The sequence below is a fragment of the Rhizobium mayense genome (assembly GCF_030272705.1).
GTDB lineage: Bacteria > Pseudomonadota > Alphaproteobacteria > Rhizobiales > Rhizobiaceae > Rhizobium > Rhizobium mayense.
Genome location: NZ_JARFYM010000035.1, coordinates 1 through 15,752, shown reverse-complemented (window position 1 = coordinate 15,752; position 15,752 = coordinate 1). Strand labels below are relative to the sequence as shown.

The window sequence follows — 15,752 nt, the reverse complement described above, 5'->3', positions numbered from 1 at the left end:
AGAGGACAGGCAGGAAATGGATCTTGCCCTTCTCGGCGGGGAGCCTATCGTTCCTCCGAAGCGGATCACGCGTTGGCCAGCCACACAGGCGGAGCATTTAGATGCGCTCCGCGAAGTTGTAGATAGTGGAAGGTATCATCGGGTTAATCACCCAATCGTGGCCGACTTGGAGCAAAATCTCGAAACATGGGCTGGGAAATGGAGGGTGCGCGCCGTCGGCAGTGGTACGGCGGCAATCCATATCGAGCTTGATTATTTTAAAGACCGGGGCGAACACGTGGTCACCGCCGCGCTGAATTGGCCTGGAGCGGTGGGACCAATTGCAATCAGTGGTCTCCAGCCGGTCTTCGTTGATGTCGACATGAACTTGGTCGGGATCGATCAAGAAGCGGCAGCCGACAAATTCGGGCCAGGCGTCGGAGCGGTTCTCATCACGCACCTCTTTGGGAATAATATCCGTGTTCCTCACGCAAGATCTGCCGCACGCGCTCGAGGTGCCGCGGTGATCGATGACGTCTGCCAATCTATCGGCGCCATTAAAGCGATCGTAAACGGAGCATACATCGATACAGATGCACTCGCTTTATCGGGCAATGGCGCCAAACACCTTGGAGCCGGCGAACTGGGATTCGTGATTACGGAGGACAAAGACCTAATTGAACATGTGGACGCCGTTTCGCTGACAAGTTCATCTCGAAATGGAGATCGGGCTTTTTCCCCGTGTTCGGCAGGCTATAACTACCGCCCCAACGTCTTCTCCTCGAGTATAGCAAAGATGCGATTAGGGAATCTGGAGACACAACTTCAAGTTCGAAGAGATAATGGAAAAATTCTATGGGAGATGATCCGAGATCTCCCAGGTTTATTTCCGCTCTTCGACCCATCTGACTGCGATCAGTCCATGCTCAACTTCCCGCTTCGCATCGAACCGGAAGCATTCGGTTTTGGTTCAGGTCCGGCGGCAAGGGATACCGTGGTCAAAATGCTACAGGCCGAAGGTGCGCCCGTTTTAGTTTGGCTTAGGAAGCCCGTCTTCGAATATCTGCCGAACATTGCCGACGATTGGAAAGCCGCCGATTTTCCCAACACAGTGAAACTCTTGAATACGATGTTTTACGTATCAGAGATCGCGCCACCCAATGAAGCCGAGGTAATGGAACTTTACGCAGAAGCGTTTCACAGGGTCTGGAAGGCTCTTTTCAAGTTTGGCCCAAAGATTTCCGGTATCACGACAACCATCTAGCAATGGAAGGGATGAATTCAGGCTAACCTGCAGGCCTGCCCTCTTGCAAGATTGTTTGTGTCGACAATGGAGTAATCCTATGACGTCCTGCAAAACCCCGAAACTTTTGATTTTCGATTGCGATGGAGTCCTAATCGACAGCGAAATCATTGCTACCGCGGTGCATGTCGAAGCATTGGCAGGGCACGGATATAATATCACCGCTGATACTTATAATAGTCGCTTCATAGGCATGACCGATCGCCAAACTTATTCAATCATCGAAGCTGAGTCTGGACTACGTTTGCCGGAGGGTCATCATGAATCTGTGATGGCAGAAATTGGCAAACGGTATGCTAGCGATCTCAAGGCAATCTCGGGCGTCAATCAAGCTTTGGAGGCCATCAATGCGGAGAGATGCGTGGCATCGAGCAGCGATCTGAAAAAGCTGCATTTTGCACTTAAACTAACAGACCTGTACGATTATTTTTCGCCTTATGTCTTCAGTGCTTCTCAGGTCGCGTGCGGCAAGCCCGCCCCAGATCTTTTTCTGTTTGCGTCTGAAAGAATGGACACGTCGGCCGATGACTGCTTGGTCATCGAAGATAGCGTCGCGGGGGTTCAGGCGGCGGTGGCGGCTCGAATGCGGGTAATTGGTTTCGTCGGCGGTTCTCATTGTCCTTTCGAGCACGCTAATAAATTGCTGGAAGCAGGCGCGATGAGAACATTCAGCCAGATGACGGCGCTACCAGAAATCCTTGCAGGTTGACAGTTGGGCCGTTGTCCAAGACGCTCTTGCACCTTATGACCTGCAGGTCAGGACCCAGATGCCCCATTCGTTGTTATGGATCCCCTTTGGCGACGGAATCATCCCGTGCGAAGACCTGCTCCACTATGGGCCTCAATCTTAGAGCGTGCGGCATACGGTAAAAAGGAAGAGACGATGGCTGCGAAGCACACATACATTCAGGCTCCGATAGCAATTGAGTATCTGGAGAGTTGTCGCGATTTAATTTCCGTTTGTGCGAGTTGGTCCTTTGGGCAATGGGGCTGTCAAGCCAATGGATCATTCGAGCAGGTGGAGCGTGAATTCGAAGCCTCCACACGGAGTTCTATACCACTGACCTTGATTGCCATCGAAGACAGCAGGCCCACAGGGATGATCAGCCTGGCCGAGTATGATTTTAGGGGAAGACCCGATCTTTCTCCGTGGCTGAAGTCGCTATATGTCCATCCATTCCACCGCAATAAAGGCACGGCCACATTGCTGATCAAGAAGCTGGAACACGAAGCTTTGCGCCTCGGCCATAAAAAGCTTTATCTTACAACGGAGGATGCAGAAGGCCTCTATACAAAGCACGGCTGGTTGGAAATTGACCACGTGCGGACACCTTATGGCGACGCGACGTTAATGACAAAGATCTTGCCGGACGCCATTCAAGCCTAGGTCAGAGCAACTGGAATATCTGTGTTGGCTTCCCAGTCAATTTTCCTCCGAGGCTCAAGTGCCCTGCCCGCACTGAAGGTATCGAAGACGGCAACGGATCGTACTTCGGACTGTCGGACTAGGGCAGACGTGACCTCAGCCAGACTGTCGCCTATATTAGACTTCATAAATCATCGCCCACACGAAATCCCTATGCATCGCAATGAGTTGGGTTGACGTTTGAATTCGCCAAACGCCATACGGTTCTCAAATTGCACCGACAGAGGAAATTGAAAAATGTGGCTCTGTGAGAAAGCGCTCCAATGTCGTGGAATAGCCGTTCCAACTTCCACAGGCGAACCGCTGCCTGCAAAGGCTGACGCTGCCTACAATGCTGTTCTTGAATTGCTTTACAGCTACGCCCGCGTGCCTGCGCAACATCTCAGTGACCAGGATCTTGCCACCACTCTTGGCCTTGGTCGGACACCGATACGCGAAGCGCTCATCCGACTTGCCGCGGAGGGAAAGATTCTCTCCGTTCCTCAAAGAGGCTATTTCACTAGGCCGCTCGTGGAAGGGGCACTGTTGGACTTATATGTTATCGCGCGTCAAACCCTCACCTACGCACTCTGGCGTATGCGGTCGCATGTCCCGGACGATGGCGGCGTACGCGATAAGCCGCCGCGCGACCAGCTCGCAATACATGCGGAAACCATCTTTGCCAACATCGCCCAGTTGTCGGAAAATTGCGAGATTTGCAGAATTATCGACAAATTCTGTTTTTGCTCTCGTCCTATCCGGATGGAAATAATAACGTCGGAGCTTGCCCCTTCCTATGAAAAAAGCCTAGCAAGGCTCATTGACGTGATGCCGCAGTTGAGCAAGGCGACGGGGGCGGTGGAGGCCGCATTAATGAGCCACCTTGATGTCGAACAAAGCGCTCTCCCGCGCGTCGTACAAGAGGTAAACAATCAGCGATCGACAAGTTTTCTTCGGCTGGTGAGAAGTTTGTAAAAACGCAATTTTGATCATTGTCGAGCAGCTCAGCCATTCAGTTTTTTTTGCGCAGCCGAACAAGCGGCTTTCCGTGTCCGGTAGTTTGTGATCAGGCAGGCCTCCCCGAGCTCAAAACGGAGACATGGTGGCCCGCGGAGCAGTGTACCCAACCTGACCGCCTGTTGTCGCCCAATCGTAGCCGACGCGTTCGGCTCCCTGAGCTGCAGGTTCCTTTGAGGATCTGTTAGGTGTCAGAAGCGTTTAAGCTTTTCTCTCTGGTAACGGCACTATCAGGCGATCCGACCTAAAGAGGTTCGCCTTCTTGAGCGCATCCTCTACAGAGGTCGCACCAAGGCGGGCAACTGCTCGGTCCAGACATAGACAGATTTCGGCTTCACGCTTGCCTTCAAGCAAGGCAATCTCGGAGACATTCCTGCCGACCGATATCCACCAAAGGCACGATCTTTCAAAGGGCGAGAGTTTCCGCTTCATGAACACTCGGTAAAAATTCGGTCTATGACCTCGTGATCGATTCTCGGCTTGAACTGCGCAATCAAATTCGACGTCCGACGGATTTTCGTTCCTCGCCGAACAGCCGGCGCACAACACAGCGAAGACAGCGATCGTCGTTTCGCGCCTGCAGAGCTCTCAGATCGCCTTCAACGCTCCGCAACGTTGTTGACCATCCCCAATGGCGTCCGCAAGTTTCGCCATCATACACCGGCCAGGCAACCGCAGCAGACTGTCAAGACTTGCCATGTTTGGATGGCGGACATCCGATGAATTGTCTGCAGGACCAAGGCGGAACTCCGCAACGATTTCGCCCAAATGCCGGATCTGAGCCGCCGCGTCGTCCGTTTTCCGTATTTCACGCGCCACTCCTAGCCTTTGGATGTTACAGATCTCTCGATCATGGTTTGAATGTGCCGACTCTCGCCGTTCGAAAAGAGGCTGTCGCCGAGCTTTGCTCGACGACAGCCAAGGCGCCTTGGGAGGCAATCGTACTACGCGGGGCCCATTCGAGCGGATCGTTTGCATGCAAGCACCTGGATCAGTCGCGTATCGAAACCCCTGTATGCGGATCGAACCAGTGCAGCTTGTCCAGATCGACCGTCAGCGGCAGCCGCTGCTTCGGCGCGGGGGTCGCCATCGGGGGGATGCGCGCAACCAGCCGGTTCGTAACCTTGCGGCTGAAATCGTCGGGGTCATCCGCATCGCTGACATTGACCGGCGGAGAGGCGATGTCGAAGAACACGAAGGTGTCGGCGCCGAGCGCCTCGGCAACCGGGACCGGCTCATTAAACAGCGCGTCCTGCTCTGGACACACCCGAAACATTTCCGGGCGTATTCCGGCGATGATCTGGCGCCCGGCATAGGCAGACAACGCAGCGCTCGCGGGAACCGGAAAGGTGATGCCGGTGCCTACGATCGTGGCACGCAGGCTTTGGCCATCCGCCTGTAGTTCAGCCCGCACGAAATTCATCGCCGGCGAACCGATAAAGCCGGCAACGAATAGATTCACCGGCCGATCGTAGAGCCGCTGCGGCGTGTCGATCTGCTGCAGGTTGCTTTCGCCGGCATCGGCGACCGGCTTTAGCACCGCAACCCGGTCGCCCATCGTCATCGCCTCGACCTGATCATGGGTGACATAGAGTGTGGTGACGCCGAGACGCTGGTTCAACAGCTTGAGCTCGGCGCGCATCTGAACACGCAGCTTGGCATCGAGATTGGAAAGCGGCTCGTCCATCAGGAACGCCATTGGATGGCGGACGATTGCGCGCCCCATCGCGACACGCTGGCGCTGCCCGCCGGACAGCGCACCGGGCTTGCGGTGCAGGTATTTGGTGAGATCGAGCATCTCGGCTGCATCGCGAACGAGCTTGTCGATCTTGTCCTTCGGCATCTTGCGCTGCTGCAGGCCGAAGGCCATGTTTTCGTAGACGGTCATATGCGGATAGAGCGCGTAATTCTGGAACACCATCGCGATGTCGCGGTCCTGCGGCTCGGTGTTGGTGACATCCTGATCGTCCATGAGCAGCCGGCCGCTGTTGAGCAATTCCAGTCCGGCCGCCATCCTGAGAAGGGTGGATTTGCCGCAGCCGGACGGTCCGACCAGCACGACGAACTCGCCGTTGGCGACCGTAAAGCTCACATTGGCGACGGCGACGGTTCCGTCCGGATAGGTTTTTCCAATCCCGTCAAAGGTCATGGACGCCATATAATTCTTCTCCCAGTATCAAGAGGCGAGGCAGCCTATCCATTCGGATGAATGCCTCGCGGGATTGGTGACGGCATCAGCCGATGGTCTGAGGTTTGCCGCTGGCAACGGACTCCTCGATCGCCGCCAGAACCTTGGTATTGGCAAGACCGTCGTTTGCATCGGCAAGCAGGGGCACGTCGCGCACCACGCTGTCGACGAAGCGGGCAATGGATTCCTGCACGAAGCCGCCGATGCGGGTGGCGCCTGTCGGCGTCATGCCGATGTAGTCGTTGAACCGCATGCCACCATCGACGATGCGGCGCAGACCGCCGTTATGGGTGGGATCCGCCTGGATCTGCCCCTTCTCGCCGACGAACTCGATTTTGAAATCGACGAGCGACGGGTTGTCGCGCGACAGGATCCAGCTGTTTTCCATGGTCACGACCGTGCCCTTGGAGAATTCGAGGATCGACGCGTGGAAATCCTTGGTGTCGACGCCGCCCGCGGCAAGCGTGCCGGACCGCGCAACGGCGTAGACGCGGGTCACCTCGTCTTCGAGGATGAAGCGCAGTACGTCGACGAGATGGCTGCCCAGGAACCAGAGCGCGGAGGACTTCGCGGCCCAGCTCAACATTTCGAAGGGAACGAAGGTCGTGTTCGAGAGCCGCGCCATGCCGTGTTTCGCCAAGCCGATCTGGCCGTCCTGGATCATATCGCGGACCTGCGCAAGGATCGGGTTCACCCGATTGTGGAAGTCGATCATCAGCTTGCCCTTCGACTTTGCGGCAGCCTCGGCGATCTCTTCGGCTTCCTTGACGGTCGTCGCCAGCGGCTTTTCGCTCAAGACATGCTTGTCGGCTTTGAGTGCGGCAAGGATGATCGGCGTGTGGGTAAAGTCCGGCGTCGCAACGGAGACGGCATCGATGCGGTCGCTGGCGATCAGCTTATTGTAGTCGGTGAACGCTTCCGCTGCGCCAAAGCTTTCTTTCATTTTGAGCGCCCTGCCCTCGTCCAGGTCGCAGACGCCGACAAGCTCGGTCTCCGGCAGGACGTTGAAAGTATGGGCGTGATTATTGCCCCAGAGGCCGGCGCCGATAACGCCGATACGAAGTTTGCTCATTCTTTTTTACTCCATTCAGACTTTAGAAAAGCTCAGCCTTTGACCGACCCGAAGGTCAGGCCCCGGACGACGTAGCGGTCGAACACCAGGAAGATGATCATCGGCGGGATCATCGCGAGCACGGCGGCTGCGGCGATGTAGTTCCAGGTCACGCCGCTGGTCGCGAAATATCCAAGGGTCCCGATCGGGAGAGTGGCGGTGGAACGCGAACTCAGCACCAGCGGGAAGGCTGCGTTGTTCCAGGCAAAGACGAAGGCGAACATCGAGGTAACGATGATGCCGGGGCGAACGATCGGCAGCGTGATGCGCCACATGATCGTATACCAGCGCGCGCCGTCGACACGGGCGGCCTCTTCGAGTTCAGCCGGCACCTCGTCGATGAAGCTCTTCATCAGCCAGACAGAGAACGGGATCGTCAGCGTCTGGAGAACCAGCACCATCGAGAAATAGGAGCCCTGCAGGCCGATCCGCGTGATCAGCACGAAATACGGGATCAGAAAGGCGATCGGCGGCGCCATCAACAGCCCGAGATACCAGAGCATGATGTTCTTCTTGCCGCGCATCTTAAAGCGCGAGAGAGCGTAGGCCGCCGGCACCGAGAAGGGCAGATTGAGCAACACCGCGCCGATTGCGACGATCAGCGAGTTCACCAATTGCGGTGAATTGGTGCCGGGATCGACGAGGATATGCCGGAAGGCGTCGAACGTCGGCTCGAAGGTGAGCTGCGGCGGCATCGCAAAGGCCGTTTCGGCCGGCCGGATGGCGAGCGCCAGGAACCACAGGATCGGGCCGATGAAGATGGCCAGGAACAACAGGCCCGCGGCATAGGTGAGCGCCGTGTAAAAAGTCGTGCGGCTTTTCATGTCACCACTCCTCATTGCGGAAGGCGAAGAAGACGTAGAGGGCGACGATGATGTTGACGATCAGCACCGCGATCCAGGTCTGAGCGCTGACGAGCCCGACATTGAAATTGACGAGCCCCTGCTCGTAGAGCGAATAACCGAGCGTGCGCGTCGACGTCCCCGGCCCGCCACGGGTCAGCACCAGCACCGTGTCGAATGTGTTGAAGATCTGCATGAAGCGCAGCATGACGATGATGATCGCGGTGCGCCGGATGAGCGGCAGCTTGATGCGCATCAGGATCGTCCAGGCCGACGCCCGATCGAGCCTGGCGGCTTCGATGATCTCGTCGGGAACGGCAAGCAGGCTTGCGTAGAGCACGATGGCAAAGAAGGGCGTCCACTGCCAGATATCAACGAAGAGGATTGCGGCAAGGGCGGTCGACGGCGAGCCGAGAATACCCTCTGCCGGCACCGGCAGCGCGAGCGACTGCAGCACCCAGGTCACAAGGCCGCCGCCCGGATCGTAGAGATAGCGGAACAGGAAGCCGACGACAATCGGCGCGATCGTTGTCGGCAGGATCAGAAGTGCCCGCACGACATTCATGCCGGGCAGCGCTTTGAGCAGGACGAGCGCAATCGCCAGTCCGAGCGCGAACTCGATTGCCGTGCCCAGAATCGACAGGATCAGCGTGTTGGTCAGGGCCGCGCGAAAATCGAAGGCGTTCAGCGCCTGGACGTAATTGTCGAAGCCGACGAAGGCCAGTGGCTGTGGGCCGACCTGCAGGTTCCAGAAATAGAAGCTCGACTTCAGCGCAAAGAGCAGCGGATAGGCGATCAGCGCGAGCAGCATGATCACCGAAGGCGCGATCAGGAAGTATGGGAGGTGGCGCCGGACGAAGCCGCGCCGGACGGGCGCAAGCGTTGGCAGTGAGCGAAGGGTGGTAGCGTGCATTGTCGAAGTCCAGTTCTTCTTCACTCGGTTCTCAGCCGGCGCGAACCTTTGCACGCGCCGGCCCGAGGAGAATTCTATTACGCCTTGCCGAGCTTGCCGATCAGGGCCTTGGCGCCATCGAGCGTGTCGGCATAGCTTTCCTTCTGATACGGGATCATCAGATTGCCCTTGAGGATGCTTTCGAACAGGCTGTTCGTGCGCTCGAGCGCCGTCTTCGGATCTTCGTTGCCGGTCAGAAGCTGGTTGAGCGTGAGGCCGAGCACACTTTCGACGGCGGTGTAGCCGGGAACCGGCGGACGCGTGATCTTGCCGTTGCCCTGCTTCATCATGTCGTACTGGACATCGAGGTAGGGATAGATCTTCTTGACGTCGGCGTCCTCGTAGAGCGACTTGCGGGCAAAATCCGAGAACTGGAAATTGAGGTCCGGCCACTCGGCCATCTTCTTCTGCGTCGCCTTCGACGTCGCCCATTTGATGAAGGCATAGCCGTTGTCCTGCCGGTCGGAACTGGAGGGAACACCGAGGCTCCAGCCACCGAGGCTCACCTTCTGAGAGACTCCTTCGGCCTTCGGAAGTGCGGCGGTCGCGTATTTGTTGATGACATCGGATTTCTTGCCCGTCATGTAGCCGGAATTCTTCACCAGATAGAAATACGGCGTCCACCAGTAGAACATGCCGATATCGCCCTTGGCGAAGCGGGTGCCGGCATCGAACCAGACGTAGTTGATCGCTTCGGGCGGCGAGAGCTTATAGAGCTGCCGGTAGACATCGACCGACTTTGCCCAGGCCGGGCCGGTGAGCTGCGGCGAGAAATCCCAGGGCGCGCCGGGGAAGGACTTGAACCAGCTCGCGCCGTGGCTCGCCGAAAGCTGGGTAAACATGTGCGTAATCGGCGACGGCTGCGATCCGCAAATCACCGTCGGGAAGAGCGGCTTGCCGTCGAACGACTTGCCTTCGAGCGCCTTCAGCGTCTCGATATACTTCGTCCAGGTCCAGTCTTCGGCGGCCTTGGTCGGCGGTGCGGCGATGCCGAAGCTCTCGAAGATATCCTTGCGGTACATCACCCCTTGCGCGTAAGCCGCCACCGGCAGCGTTGCGATCTGCCCGCGCCACATGTTCGACGAATAGAGGACCTCCGGGATGAAGTCGGCGAGGTCGATGTCGCTGTCCTTGGCGATGTAGTCGTTGAGAGAAATGATCCAGCCGTTGTCGAGATACTGGCCAAGCCACATCTGGTCGACGGCAATCACGTCGGCATCCGAGGTCTTTGCGACGAAGGCGGAGACCAGGCGCGTCTGCAGCGCGTCGTAGGAAAGGCTTTCGAGTTCAACCTTGATGCCCGTTTCCTTCTCGAATTCCGGGATCATCGCTTTCATCGAGAAGAAGAACGGATCTTCGACCGACAGAACGCGCACGGTCTTGGCGTCTTGGGCAGACGCACGCCGCGGCGCGACAAGTGAGCCTGCACTTGATGCCAAGAGAGCCGCGACCGATGCTGACTTCAGCATGTTCCGGCGCGACATATTTCCGATATCGAATGTCATGTATGCCTCCTCAGTTGCTCGTAATCCAACCTCACTCGATGCCGGGAAGCCTGTTGGCGCCGAGCTCGATTTCGATTGTTGCCCCTCGATCTGCCGCTATCATCAGTTTGTTTGTACTTCGCACAAACTTATGTTACTGTCAAGAAGTCGTCACAGGGATTCCTCGAGCTAGCCTGGCCAGCCATCGATCTGGTTGTTCTGTGCGACGCAGGCAAGCGCCATCTGGCCGAGCAAGCGCTCAGGGGCTAGAAAGACGGCTGCCAAATCGGAGATAGAAATTGAAGTTCGGAAATCAGCCATCCTATTCGCTGGGGCAACGCAGTGCTTCCACCAAGGAAGCGCTGGCTGGCGAAGGTGGCAATGTAACGCTCGTTTCCCAGTCCACTCTCGGCGAGATCAATCGCGGCCGGGTGCTGCAGGCGTTGTACGACAATGGTCCCAAAAGCCGTGCGGAGCTCGCCCGTTTGGCCGGCGTCAACCGGACGACCATTACCGGCATCGTCCAGCCGATGATCGAAGAGGGCCTGCTTGTCGAAGGCGATGCGGTGCCCTCCGACTTCAAGGGCGGCAAGCCGGCACGTCCGATCTATTTCAATCCGGAAGCCCCGATGCTCGGCGCCGTGCTCCTCCTGCCAGGCCGGATCCAGACATGTCTCGTGACCCTCAGCGGCGAAATCAAAGCGCTGACAAAGGCGGAATTCGATCCGCATGGGGACAGGGATATGTTCCTGACCATCATAAAGGACACCTTATCCGTGACGCTCGCACAAGCCCATCAGGCGCCCTTCGGGATTGGCATAGCCTCGGGAGGCATGATCGACAGCGATAATGGCGTGATCCTTGCTGTCAATCTCGCGCCCGTTCTGACCGGCCTTCCTCTGGTCGACATCCTGCAGAAGCATTTTTCACTCCCTGTCGTCATCGATCACCATCCGCGCGCGCTGCTCGTTGGCGACCGGTGGTTCGGGCCGGGACGAGGCCAGCAGACATTCGCAGCCATTTATACCGGCGAAGTATTGGGCGGCGCGTTCTACATCGACGGACGCGTCTATCGGGGGCTTGCTGGCTCCGGAGGCGAACTTGGCCATACGGTGGTCCAGATCGATGGAGAACTCTGCAATTGCGGCAAGCACGGATGTTGGGAAACCGTCGCCGCTCTGCCCTGGTTGCGGCGCGAAGCGGCTCGACAAGGCATGGAAAATCCCGAGACTGTCACCTGCGCTCGCCTCGTTAAAGGGGCCGCCGAGGGGTCGGAGGCTGCGGACGGTCTGCTGGACCGCTATACACGAAACGTGGCGTTCGGGATTCTTAACTTGCAACAGACCCTGTCGCTCAATTCCTATGTCCTGCACGGCGATATCGCAGGCGGCGGCGTAGACGCAGCCGAGCGCGTCAGGCAGCATGTCGAGCGCCTGGTCAGGAAGCGGCCGAACCAGGAAATTTCCATCACGGTGAATGGTATTGGCGAAGGTCACACCGCATTGCGAGGGGCAGCTGGCTTGGTCTTGTCCAGCCACCTCAAGCTCGTCATCTAGCATGATACGATCGCTGGGGCCGGAGCGGCCGATCCTGACGGTTAAGCCATTGTCGTTTCAATTATCGGTGGGGCCAAAACAAGAGAGGGCGCTCGACCTTCTCAGGGAGCGCCCTCTCTTTCCAACCCGGACAGCCTCGAACGCCAAATGAACGATCATCGAGCAGGAAGCCATCGATGCGGGCGATAATCGGCAAGTATGGTCTGGCGTATCGGTTTTCAAGTGGCGGCTGCTCGATCGAATTGCTATCGCGGGGGCGCTTAGTTCGATCCGGGGGGCATGGTATCATCCAGTCACGACGATCCATTGCGGAACGTGCAATTGCCCGCGCGCGTGCTCGTGGAACGCCGATCGACGACGACTCCGAATTCGTCGCGCTCGTTGAGTTGTGGATCGAAGGCGAGATCGACATGAAGGAGATGCGTCTGCGCTATGTGAAGCTGCTCGACCAGCGAGCTCATTCACACTTTGCTCGTTCGCAATAGGATCAACGCGACGTCATTCCTAAGGTCGACTAAACGGACAATGGATCAACCTTCGATCGGGTCCTCGACAAAAGGGGCGATCTGGATTGGCCTTGAAAGCGCAAGTCCCGCATCTAGTGAAGCGGGACCAATAAATGTCAGATCCGGATGAGAGCCAGCCGAGCGGTTCGCGCCGGGTGAGTGTTCTGCTTAACCTTCAACGGGGCCATGCCTGCCGTCATGCCGGCTTCGAGGCAAGCATCCATGAATGCCTCTCGCGCGATGACGGCGGCTACGGTGCCGTTGAGGGCACCGCGACAGGTTTTGACCGCGCGCTGATGGCGTTCGCCAAAGCGCAATGGCCATTCGTTTTCGAGAAAATCCAGGGCGTCGTAAACGCCTGCAAATGTCCGCTCGAGACCGCTCTGCAGTCGGATCGTGATCGGACGAGTCCATGAAACATCATTCACCGGCATCTGATTCCTCCTTTCCACGCCACCTGTGATCCTGCGAAAGATATTGGAATAACTTCCGAACGTTCAAGTATCGCCGCGATGCCGAGCCGCGTTGATTGAGCTGGCGGAGCAACCCTCAAGCGAAGCGGACGGCAATGGCCGCCTGCCACAATTCGACGCGATTGTGAGATTTTGCTACCGCGACCGGTAGCATGGGCGCGCCGTCGTTAGCTGCTAATGTCGGCATGGTATAGGTTTCCGGCCAAATAGAGGTTGCCGGCCGCACGTCGTCCAGAAGATCGTTTGAAGAAAAAGGCGAGTAGGCCGCCGCTGCGACCGCGGTCAATTTCCTCGCCAAGGCAATAGAGCAATCATTCCCCATTGCCCTTCGACAAATTCGAATCATCCCCAAACTCCGTCAAAAGCAGCTTCGATCATATGCGTCTATCGGTGAAATCCTGCCATTCGTCTCGACGTTTCTGATTAGGCATTGGCATGCACCAACAACTCCTATCGGCGGTGTGTTAGTCTGGAGTTGATTTAGGTCGCCTTGAGGTCCGTCAAAGCTTTGTCAAAGGCACCCTTGATCGGCTTTGAGATCTCCGCCACCGCCTTGTTTGCCAATGCGCGGAATTCCTTGGCCTGCTCGATGCTTGCGTCAACGCGCTTACGGAGGTAGGTCGACTGCAGTTCAAAGAATTGCGACGGCGAATTCGCGCCGAGCAACGCTTGCAAGTGCGAGAAGCCGGCTTCGGTATTGGCCTGCAGTGCAGCGACCGTCTTCAGCGTTAATTCGTAGCCAACCAGATTGGTAGTTTCCAAGATTGGGGTAAGCATTTTCTGCGTCTCTTCAGCGCTCGACGCAAACTTCAAAAAGGCTTCTGTCAACTGCTTGTTTCCCTTTTCTACGGACGCGCCGAACTGATCGACCACCTTGGGAGCCGACGACGCTGAGTTTTCGATGGTTTCAAAGGACCTTTCTGAAATCTTCGTCATTGCGATTTTCCTTCTCATTGACATTGGTTGTGACCTGTTGATGTCGGCAGGCGCAGCGACGATCTTTGAGAATTTTGACGCTTGCTGTTTGCCTTGTGGCGAGGATCAGCAAGCTTCATGCCAGCGGGGTGGGCGCTCTAAAAAAGTGCCTTTCGATTATCGTTCCGCGGCTTAAGGGGTACGCCTGGAGACTTTCGCGTCTGCCATGTCATTTATTGTCGAATTCGCGACACTTTCAAACATGGAATAGAGCGACCATCTGAATGATCGCCTTGCTCCGCAACGATTTTTTTCATTCGGCACGAAATATGCGTGGTTTATGACAAACCTGCGAGCGCAAAGGCTCTGATGTTGTTCCGCACCTATTACACAGACGATTGGTTTTGTAGGTCTCAAAAGGTTCTGGCCAACGCTGCTCGATGAAGCTGTCGAAAACGCAGTTGGCAGCGAAGTATCCGTGGGGATGAAATCAACGGAGTTAAAGATGAATAGATATTTTTGCGAATTCCTCGGAACTTTTGCGCTCATTTTCTTCGGCTGCGGCACACTTCTTTTTATGCGTCTGGAGGTCGGCATGCTCGGTGTCGCTCTTGCCTTCGGGTTGACCGTGGTGGCCATGGCTTACACGATTGGCCCAGTTTCAGGTGCTCATCTCAATCCGGCCGTCAGCCTGGGTTTTCTCGTTTCGCGGCGATTTGGACTATGGGATTTCGTGGCTTATGTCTTCGCGCAAAGCGCGGGGGCTATCGCGGCGGCAGGCACGCTCTACCTGATCGCTACGGACAAGCTCGGCGGTTACGATATCGCCACAGAAGGTTTCGCTCAGAACGGCTGGGGAGCCTACGGGATGAAATCTGCGTTCCTGTTCGAGTTCATCTCCTCGTTTCTGTTCGTGACTGTATTTCTCAAAAGCACGGCAGAGGATAGCGGAGGCACTCTCGCAGGATTTGCGATCGGTTTAACCTTAATTGCAATCCATCTGGCCGGCATTACGGTTTCGGGTGCTTCTGTAAACCCTGCAAGATCACTCGGGCCGGCACTCTTCGCGGGAGAGATCGCGCGCGCTCAGCTCTGGCTCTATATATTTGCGCCAATGCTCGGTGCAATTGCGGCGGGCCTTCTTCAGCTCAGTGGAATTCTCGCGTTCCGACCGACGAGCAACCCGTCGAAGCGTGAGGGCACCACCTTTGCAGACCGAAGTAGAGCTGACGCGCCTCGCCACTATCGACCTCGCCTCTGATCCGCCGTTCGACGATATTGTCCTCTTGATCGCTGCCAATCGCCACCAAACCCGCGCATGTGCGGCGATTCCGTTTCCCATTTGCAGAGCCATGTCTGCTTACTCCAACTGGTCAATTCATTAGAGATGGCTGATTAAAATCAGCATTCCTTCACGAGAGGAAAACGGTCGCTTACGACGGAGGTTCGGGAAGGCTCAACCCCGACGAAGAAAATCCTCCGGTCGGCAGTGCGGCCAATGGCCGAAAATGGACATATGATCGATGTTTGCGGCTGACGTTCGAGCGGGCTTTGCGGGGAATTCAAAAAGATCCGCAAGATATTCGTTCCCATTTATCTGCTGGAGCCACCCGAAACCGAGCACTATGAGCTCTGTTCATCGATTCATGAAATAATGCCATTTCAGATTTGATTGGCCTCATGATATGGCGCTTCGGTTACCGAATATCCCCCTTGAGAGCCACATTGAGAACCAATGCCGATCACTCGGATCTGGGAAATTTCAAAAAGATTGGGTGGCCGGTACGCCGCGTTCGGATTGCTGCTTGCGGCAAACTCGAGCGATAAACTTTGACGAAGGTCGATATCTCCGAACTCCAGTCGACAGCAAATAAGAGGTCTTGCATGCGCGCTGACGTGCAGTGGAAATTGCGCTGGGAAAGCGAGTTGGAACTCGCCGAACATGTCGAACTCGCCGAGTTCTTTCGAAAGACCTATGGGCCAACCGGGGCCTTTAATGCAAAGCCGTTCGAGGGCAGTCA

General features: G+C 56.7%; 15 protein-coding genes and 1 pseudogene. 8 read left to right on the top strand and 8 right to left on the bottom strand.

The window, feature by feature from the left end:
* The first annotated feature begins 16 nt into the window (after positions 1 to 16).
* From PY649_RS28855 to PY649_RS28840, 4 genes are all read left to right on the top strand, one after another.
* Positions 17 to 1,243 (top strand): DegT/DnrJ/EryC1/StrS family aminotransferase, encoded by a 1,227-nt coding sequence (locus PY649_RS28855; protein WP_285872365.1) that lies wholly within the window; start codon positions 17 to 19, stop codon positions 1,241 to 1,243.
* 79 nt (positions 1,244 to 1,322) lie between these two features.
* A complete protein-coding gene (locus tag PY649_RS28850) occupies positions 1,323 to 1,991 on the top strand; it encodes an HAD family hydrolase (RefSeq protein ID WP_120708868.1) in 669 nt (222 codons plus the stop codon).
* 174 nt (positions 1,992 to 2,165) lie between these two features.
* The gene (locus tag PY649_RS28845) at positions 2,166 to 2,669 is read left to right on the top strand and encodes a GNAT family N-acetyltransferase (RefSeq protein WP_285872333.1); all 504 of its coding nucleotides are present in this window, start codon (positions 2,166 to 2,168) and stop codon (positions 2,667 to 2,669) included.
* 276 nt (positions 2,670 to 2,945) lie between these two features.
* Positions 2,946 to 3,662, top strand: a complete 717-nt coding sequence (locus PY649_RS28840; RefSeq protein WP_120708866.1) for a GntR family transcriptional regulator — start codon at positions 2,946 to 2,948, stop codon at positions 3,660 to 3,662.
* 1,033 nt (positions 3,663 to 4,695) lie between these two features.
* Here PY649_RS28840 and PY649_RS28835 read toward each other — a convergent pair.
* From PY649_RS28835 to PY649_RS28815, 5 genes are all read right to left on the bottom strand, one after another.
* Entirely contained in the window at positions 4,696 to 5,862 is a 1,167-nt protein-coding gene (locus PY649_RS28835; RefSeq protein WP_285872332.1) for an ABC transporter ATP-binding protein, read from the bottom strand.
* 76 nt (positions 5,863 to 5,938) lie between these two features.
* On the bottom strand, positions 5,939 to 6,964 hold the full coding sequence (locus PY649_RS28830) for a Gfo/Idh/MocA family protein (RefSeq protein WP_285872331.1): 1,026 nt from the start codon (positions 6,962 to 6,964) through the stop codon (positions 5,939 to 5,941).
* Positions 6,965 to 6,996: 32 nt separating this feature from the next.
* Entirely contained in the window at positions 6,997 to 7,827 is an 831-nt protein-coding gene (locus PY649_RS28825; protein WP_285872330.1) for a carbohydrate ABC transporter permease, read from the bottom strand.
* A 1-nt stretch (position 7,828) separates the two neighbouring features.
* Complete coding sequence (locus PY649_RS28820) at positions 7,829 to 8,758, bottom strand: carbohydrate ABC transporter permease (protein ID WP_285872329.1); 930 nt, start codon at positions 8,756 to 8,758, stop codon at positions 7,829 to 7,831.
* A gap of 77 nt (positions 8,759 to 8,835) precedes the next feature.
* Positions 8,836 to 10,302, bottom strand: a complete 1,467-nt coding sequence (locus PY649_RS28815; RefSeq protein ID WP_285872328.1) for an ABC transporter substrate-binding protein — start codon at positions 10,300 to 10,302, stop codon at positions 8,836 to 8,838.
* Positions 10,303 to 10,580: 278 nt separating this feature from the next.
* Between PY649_RS28815 and PY649_RS28810 the strand changes: the two genes are divergently transcribed.
* Together PY649_RS28810 and PY649_RS28805 are read left to right on the top strand one after the other, a co-directional pair.
* Entirely contained in the window at positions 10,581 to 11,837 is a 1,257-nt protein-coding gene (locus tag PY649_RS28810) for an ROK family transcriptional regulator (RefSeq protein WP_120708860.1), read from the top strand.
* A gap of 176 nt (positions 11,838 to 12,013) precedes the next feature.
* The gene (locus PY649_RS28805) at positions 12,014 to 12,322 is read left to right on the top strand and encodes a hypothetical protein (RefSeq protein ID WP_285872327.1); all 309 of its coding nucleotides are present in this window, start codon (positions 12,014 to 12,016) and stop codon (positions 12,320 to 12,322) included.
* Positions 12,323 to 12,459: 137 nt separating this feature from the next.
* Here PY649_RS28805 and PY649_RS28800 read toward each other — a convergent pair whose 3' ends face one another.
* From PY649_RS28800 to PY649_RS28790, 3 genes are all read right to left on the bottom strand, one after another.
* Complete coding sequence (locus PY649_RS28800) at positions 12,460 to 12,777, bottom strand: DUF982 domain-containing protein (protein WP_120708859.1); 318 nt, start codon at positions 12,775 to 12,777, stop codon at positions 12,460 to 12,462.
* A gap of 115 nt (positions 12,778 to 12,892) precedes the next feature.
* The gene (locus PY649_RS28795; RefSeq protein ID WP_120708858.1) at positions 12,893 to 13,102 is read right to left on the bottom strand and encodes a hypothetical protein; all 210 of its coding nucleotides are present in this window, start codon (positions 13,100 to 13,102) and stop codon (positions 12,893 to 12,895) included.
* A 194-nt stretch (positions 13,103 to 13,296) separates the two neighbouring features.
* A complete protein-coding gene (locus tag PY649_RS28790; RefSeq protein ID WP_285872325.1) occupies positions 13,297 to 13,752 on the bottom strand; it encodes a phasin in 456 nt (151 codons plus the stop codon).
* Between the two features lie 484 nt (positions 13,753 to 14,236).
* Between PY649_RS28790 and PY649_RS28785 the strand changes: the two genes are divergently transcribed.
* Entirely contained in the window at positions 14,237 to 14,992 is a 756-nt protein-coding gene (locus PY649_RS28785; protein ID WP_120709171.1) for an aquaporin, read from the top strand.
* Positions 14,993 to 15,615: 623 nt separating this feature from the next.
* Positions 15,616 to 15,752, top strand: a pseudogene (locus PY649_RS28780) (acyltransferase); the annotation flags it as partial.

Excerpts from the sequence above, each read along its gene's own strand:
- PY649_RS28835 (WP_285872332.1), bottom strand. The coding sequence starts at position 5,862 with ATGGCGTCCATGACCTTTGACGGGATTGGAAAAACCTATCCGGACGGA.
- PY649_RS28825 (WP_285872330.1), bottom strand. The coding sequence starts at position 7,827 with ATGAAAAGCCGCACGACTTTTTACACGGCGCTCACCTATGCCGCGGGC.
- PY649_RS28790 (WP_285872325.1), bottom strand. The coding sequence starts at position 13,752 with ATGACGAAGATTTCAGAAAGGTCCTTTGAAACCATCGAAAACTCAGCG.
- PY649_RS28815 (WP_285872328.1), bottom strand. The coding sequence starts at position 10,302 with ATGACATTCGATATCGGAAATATGTCGCGCCGGAACATGCTGAAGTCA.
- PY649_RS28800 (WP_120708859.1), bottom strand. The coding sequence starts at position 12,777 with ATGCCGGTGAATGATGTTTCATGGACTCGTCCGATCACGATCCGACTG.
- PY649_RS28850 (WP_120708868.1), top strand. The coding sequence starts at position 1,323 with ATGACGTCCTGCAAAACCCCGAAACTTTTGATTTTCGATTGCGATGGA.
- PY649_RS28845 (WP_285872333.1), top strand. The coding sequence starts at position 2,166 with ATGGCTGCGAAGCACACATACATTCAGGCTCCGATAGCAATTGAGTAT.
- PY649_RS28785 (WP_120709171.1), top strand. The coding sequence starts at position 14,237 with ATGAATAGATATTTTTGCGAATTCCTCGGAACTTTTGCGCTCATTTTC.
- PY649_RS28830 (WP_285872331.1), bottom strand. The coding sequence starts at position 6,964 with ATGAGCAAACTTCGTATCGGCGTTATCGGCGCCGGCCTCTGGGGCAAT.
- PY649_RS28855 (WP_285872365.1), top strand. The coding sequence starts at position 17 with ATGGATCTTGCCCTTCTCGGCGGGGAGCCTATCGTTCCTCCGAAGCGG.
- PY649_RS28805 (WP_285872327.1), top strand. The coding sequence starts at position 12,014 with ATGCGGGCGATAATCGGCAAGTATGGTCTGGCGTATCGGTTTTCAAGT.
- PY649_RS28820 (WP_285872329.1), bottom strand. The coding sequence starts at position 8,758 with ATGCACGCTACCACCCTTCGCTCACTGCCAACGCTTGCGCCCGTCCGG.
- PY649_RS28840 (WP_120708866.1), top strand. The coding sequence starts at position 2,946 with ATGTGGCTCTGTGAGAAAGCGCTCCAATGTCGTGGAATAGCCGTTCCA.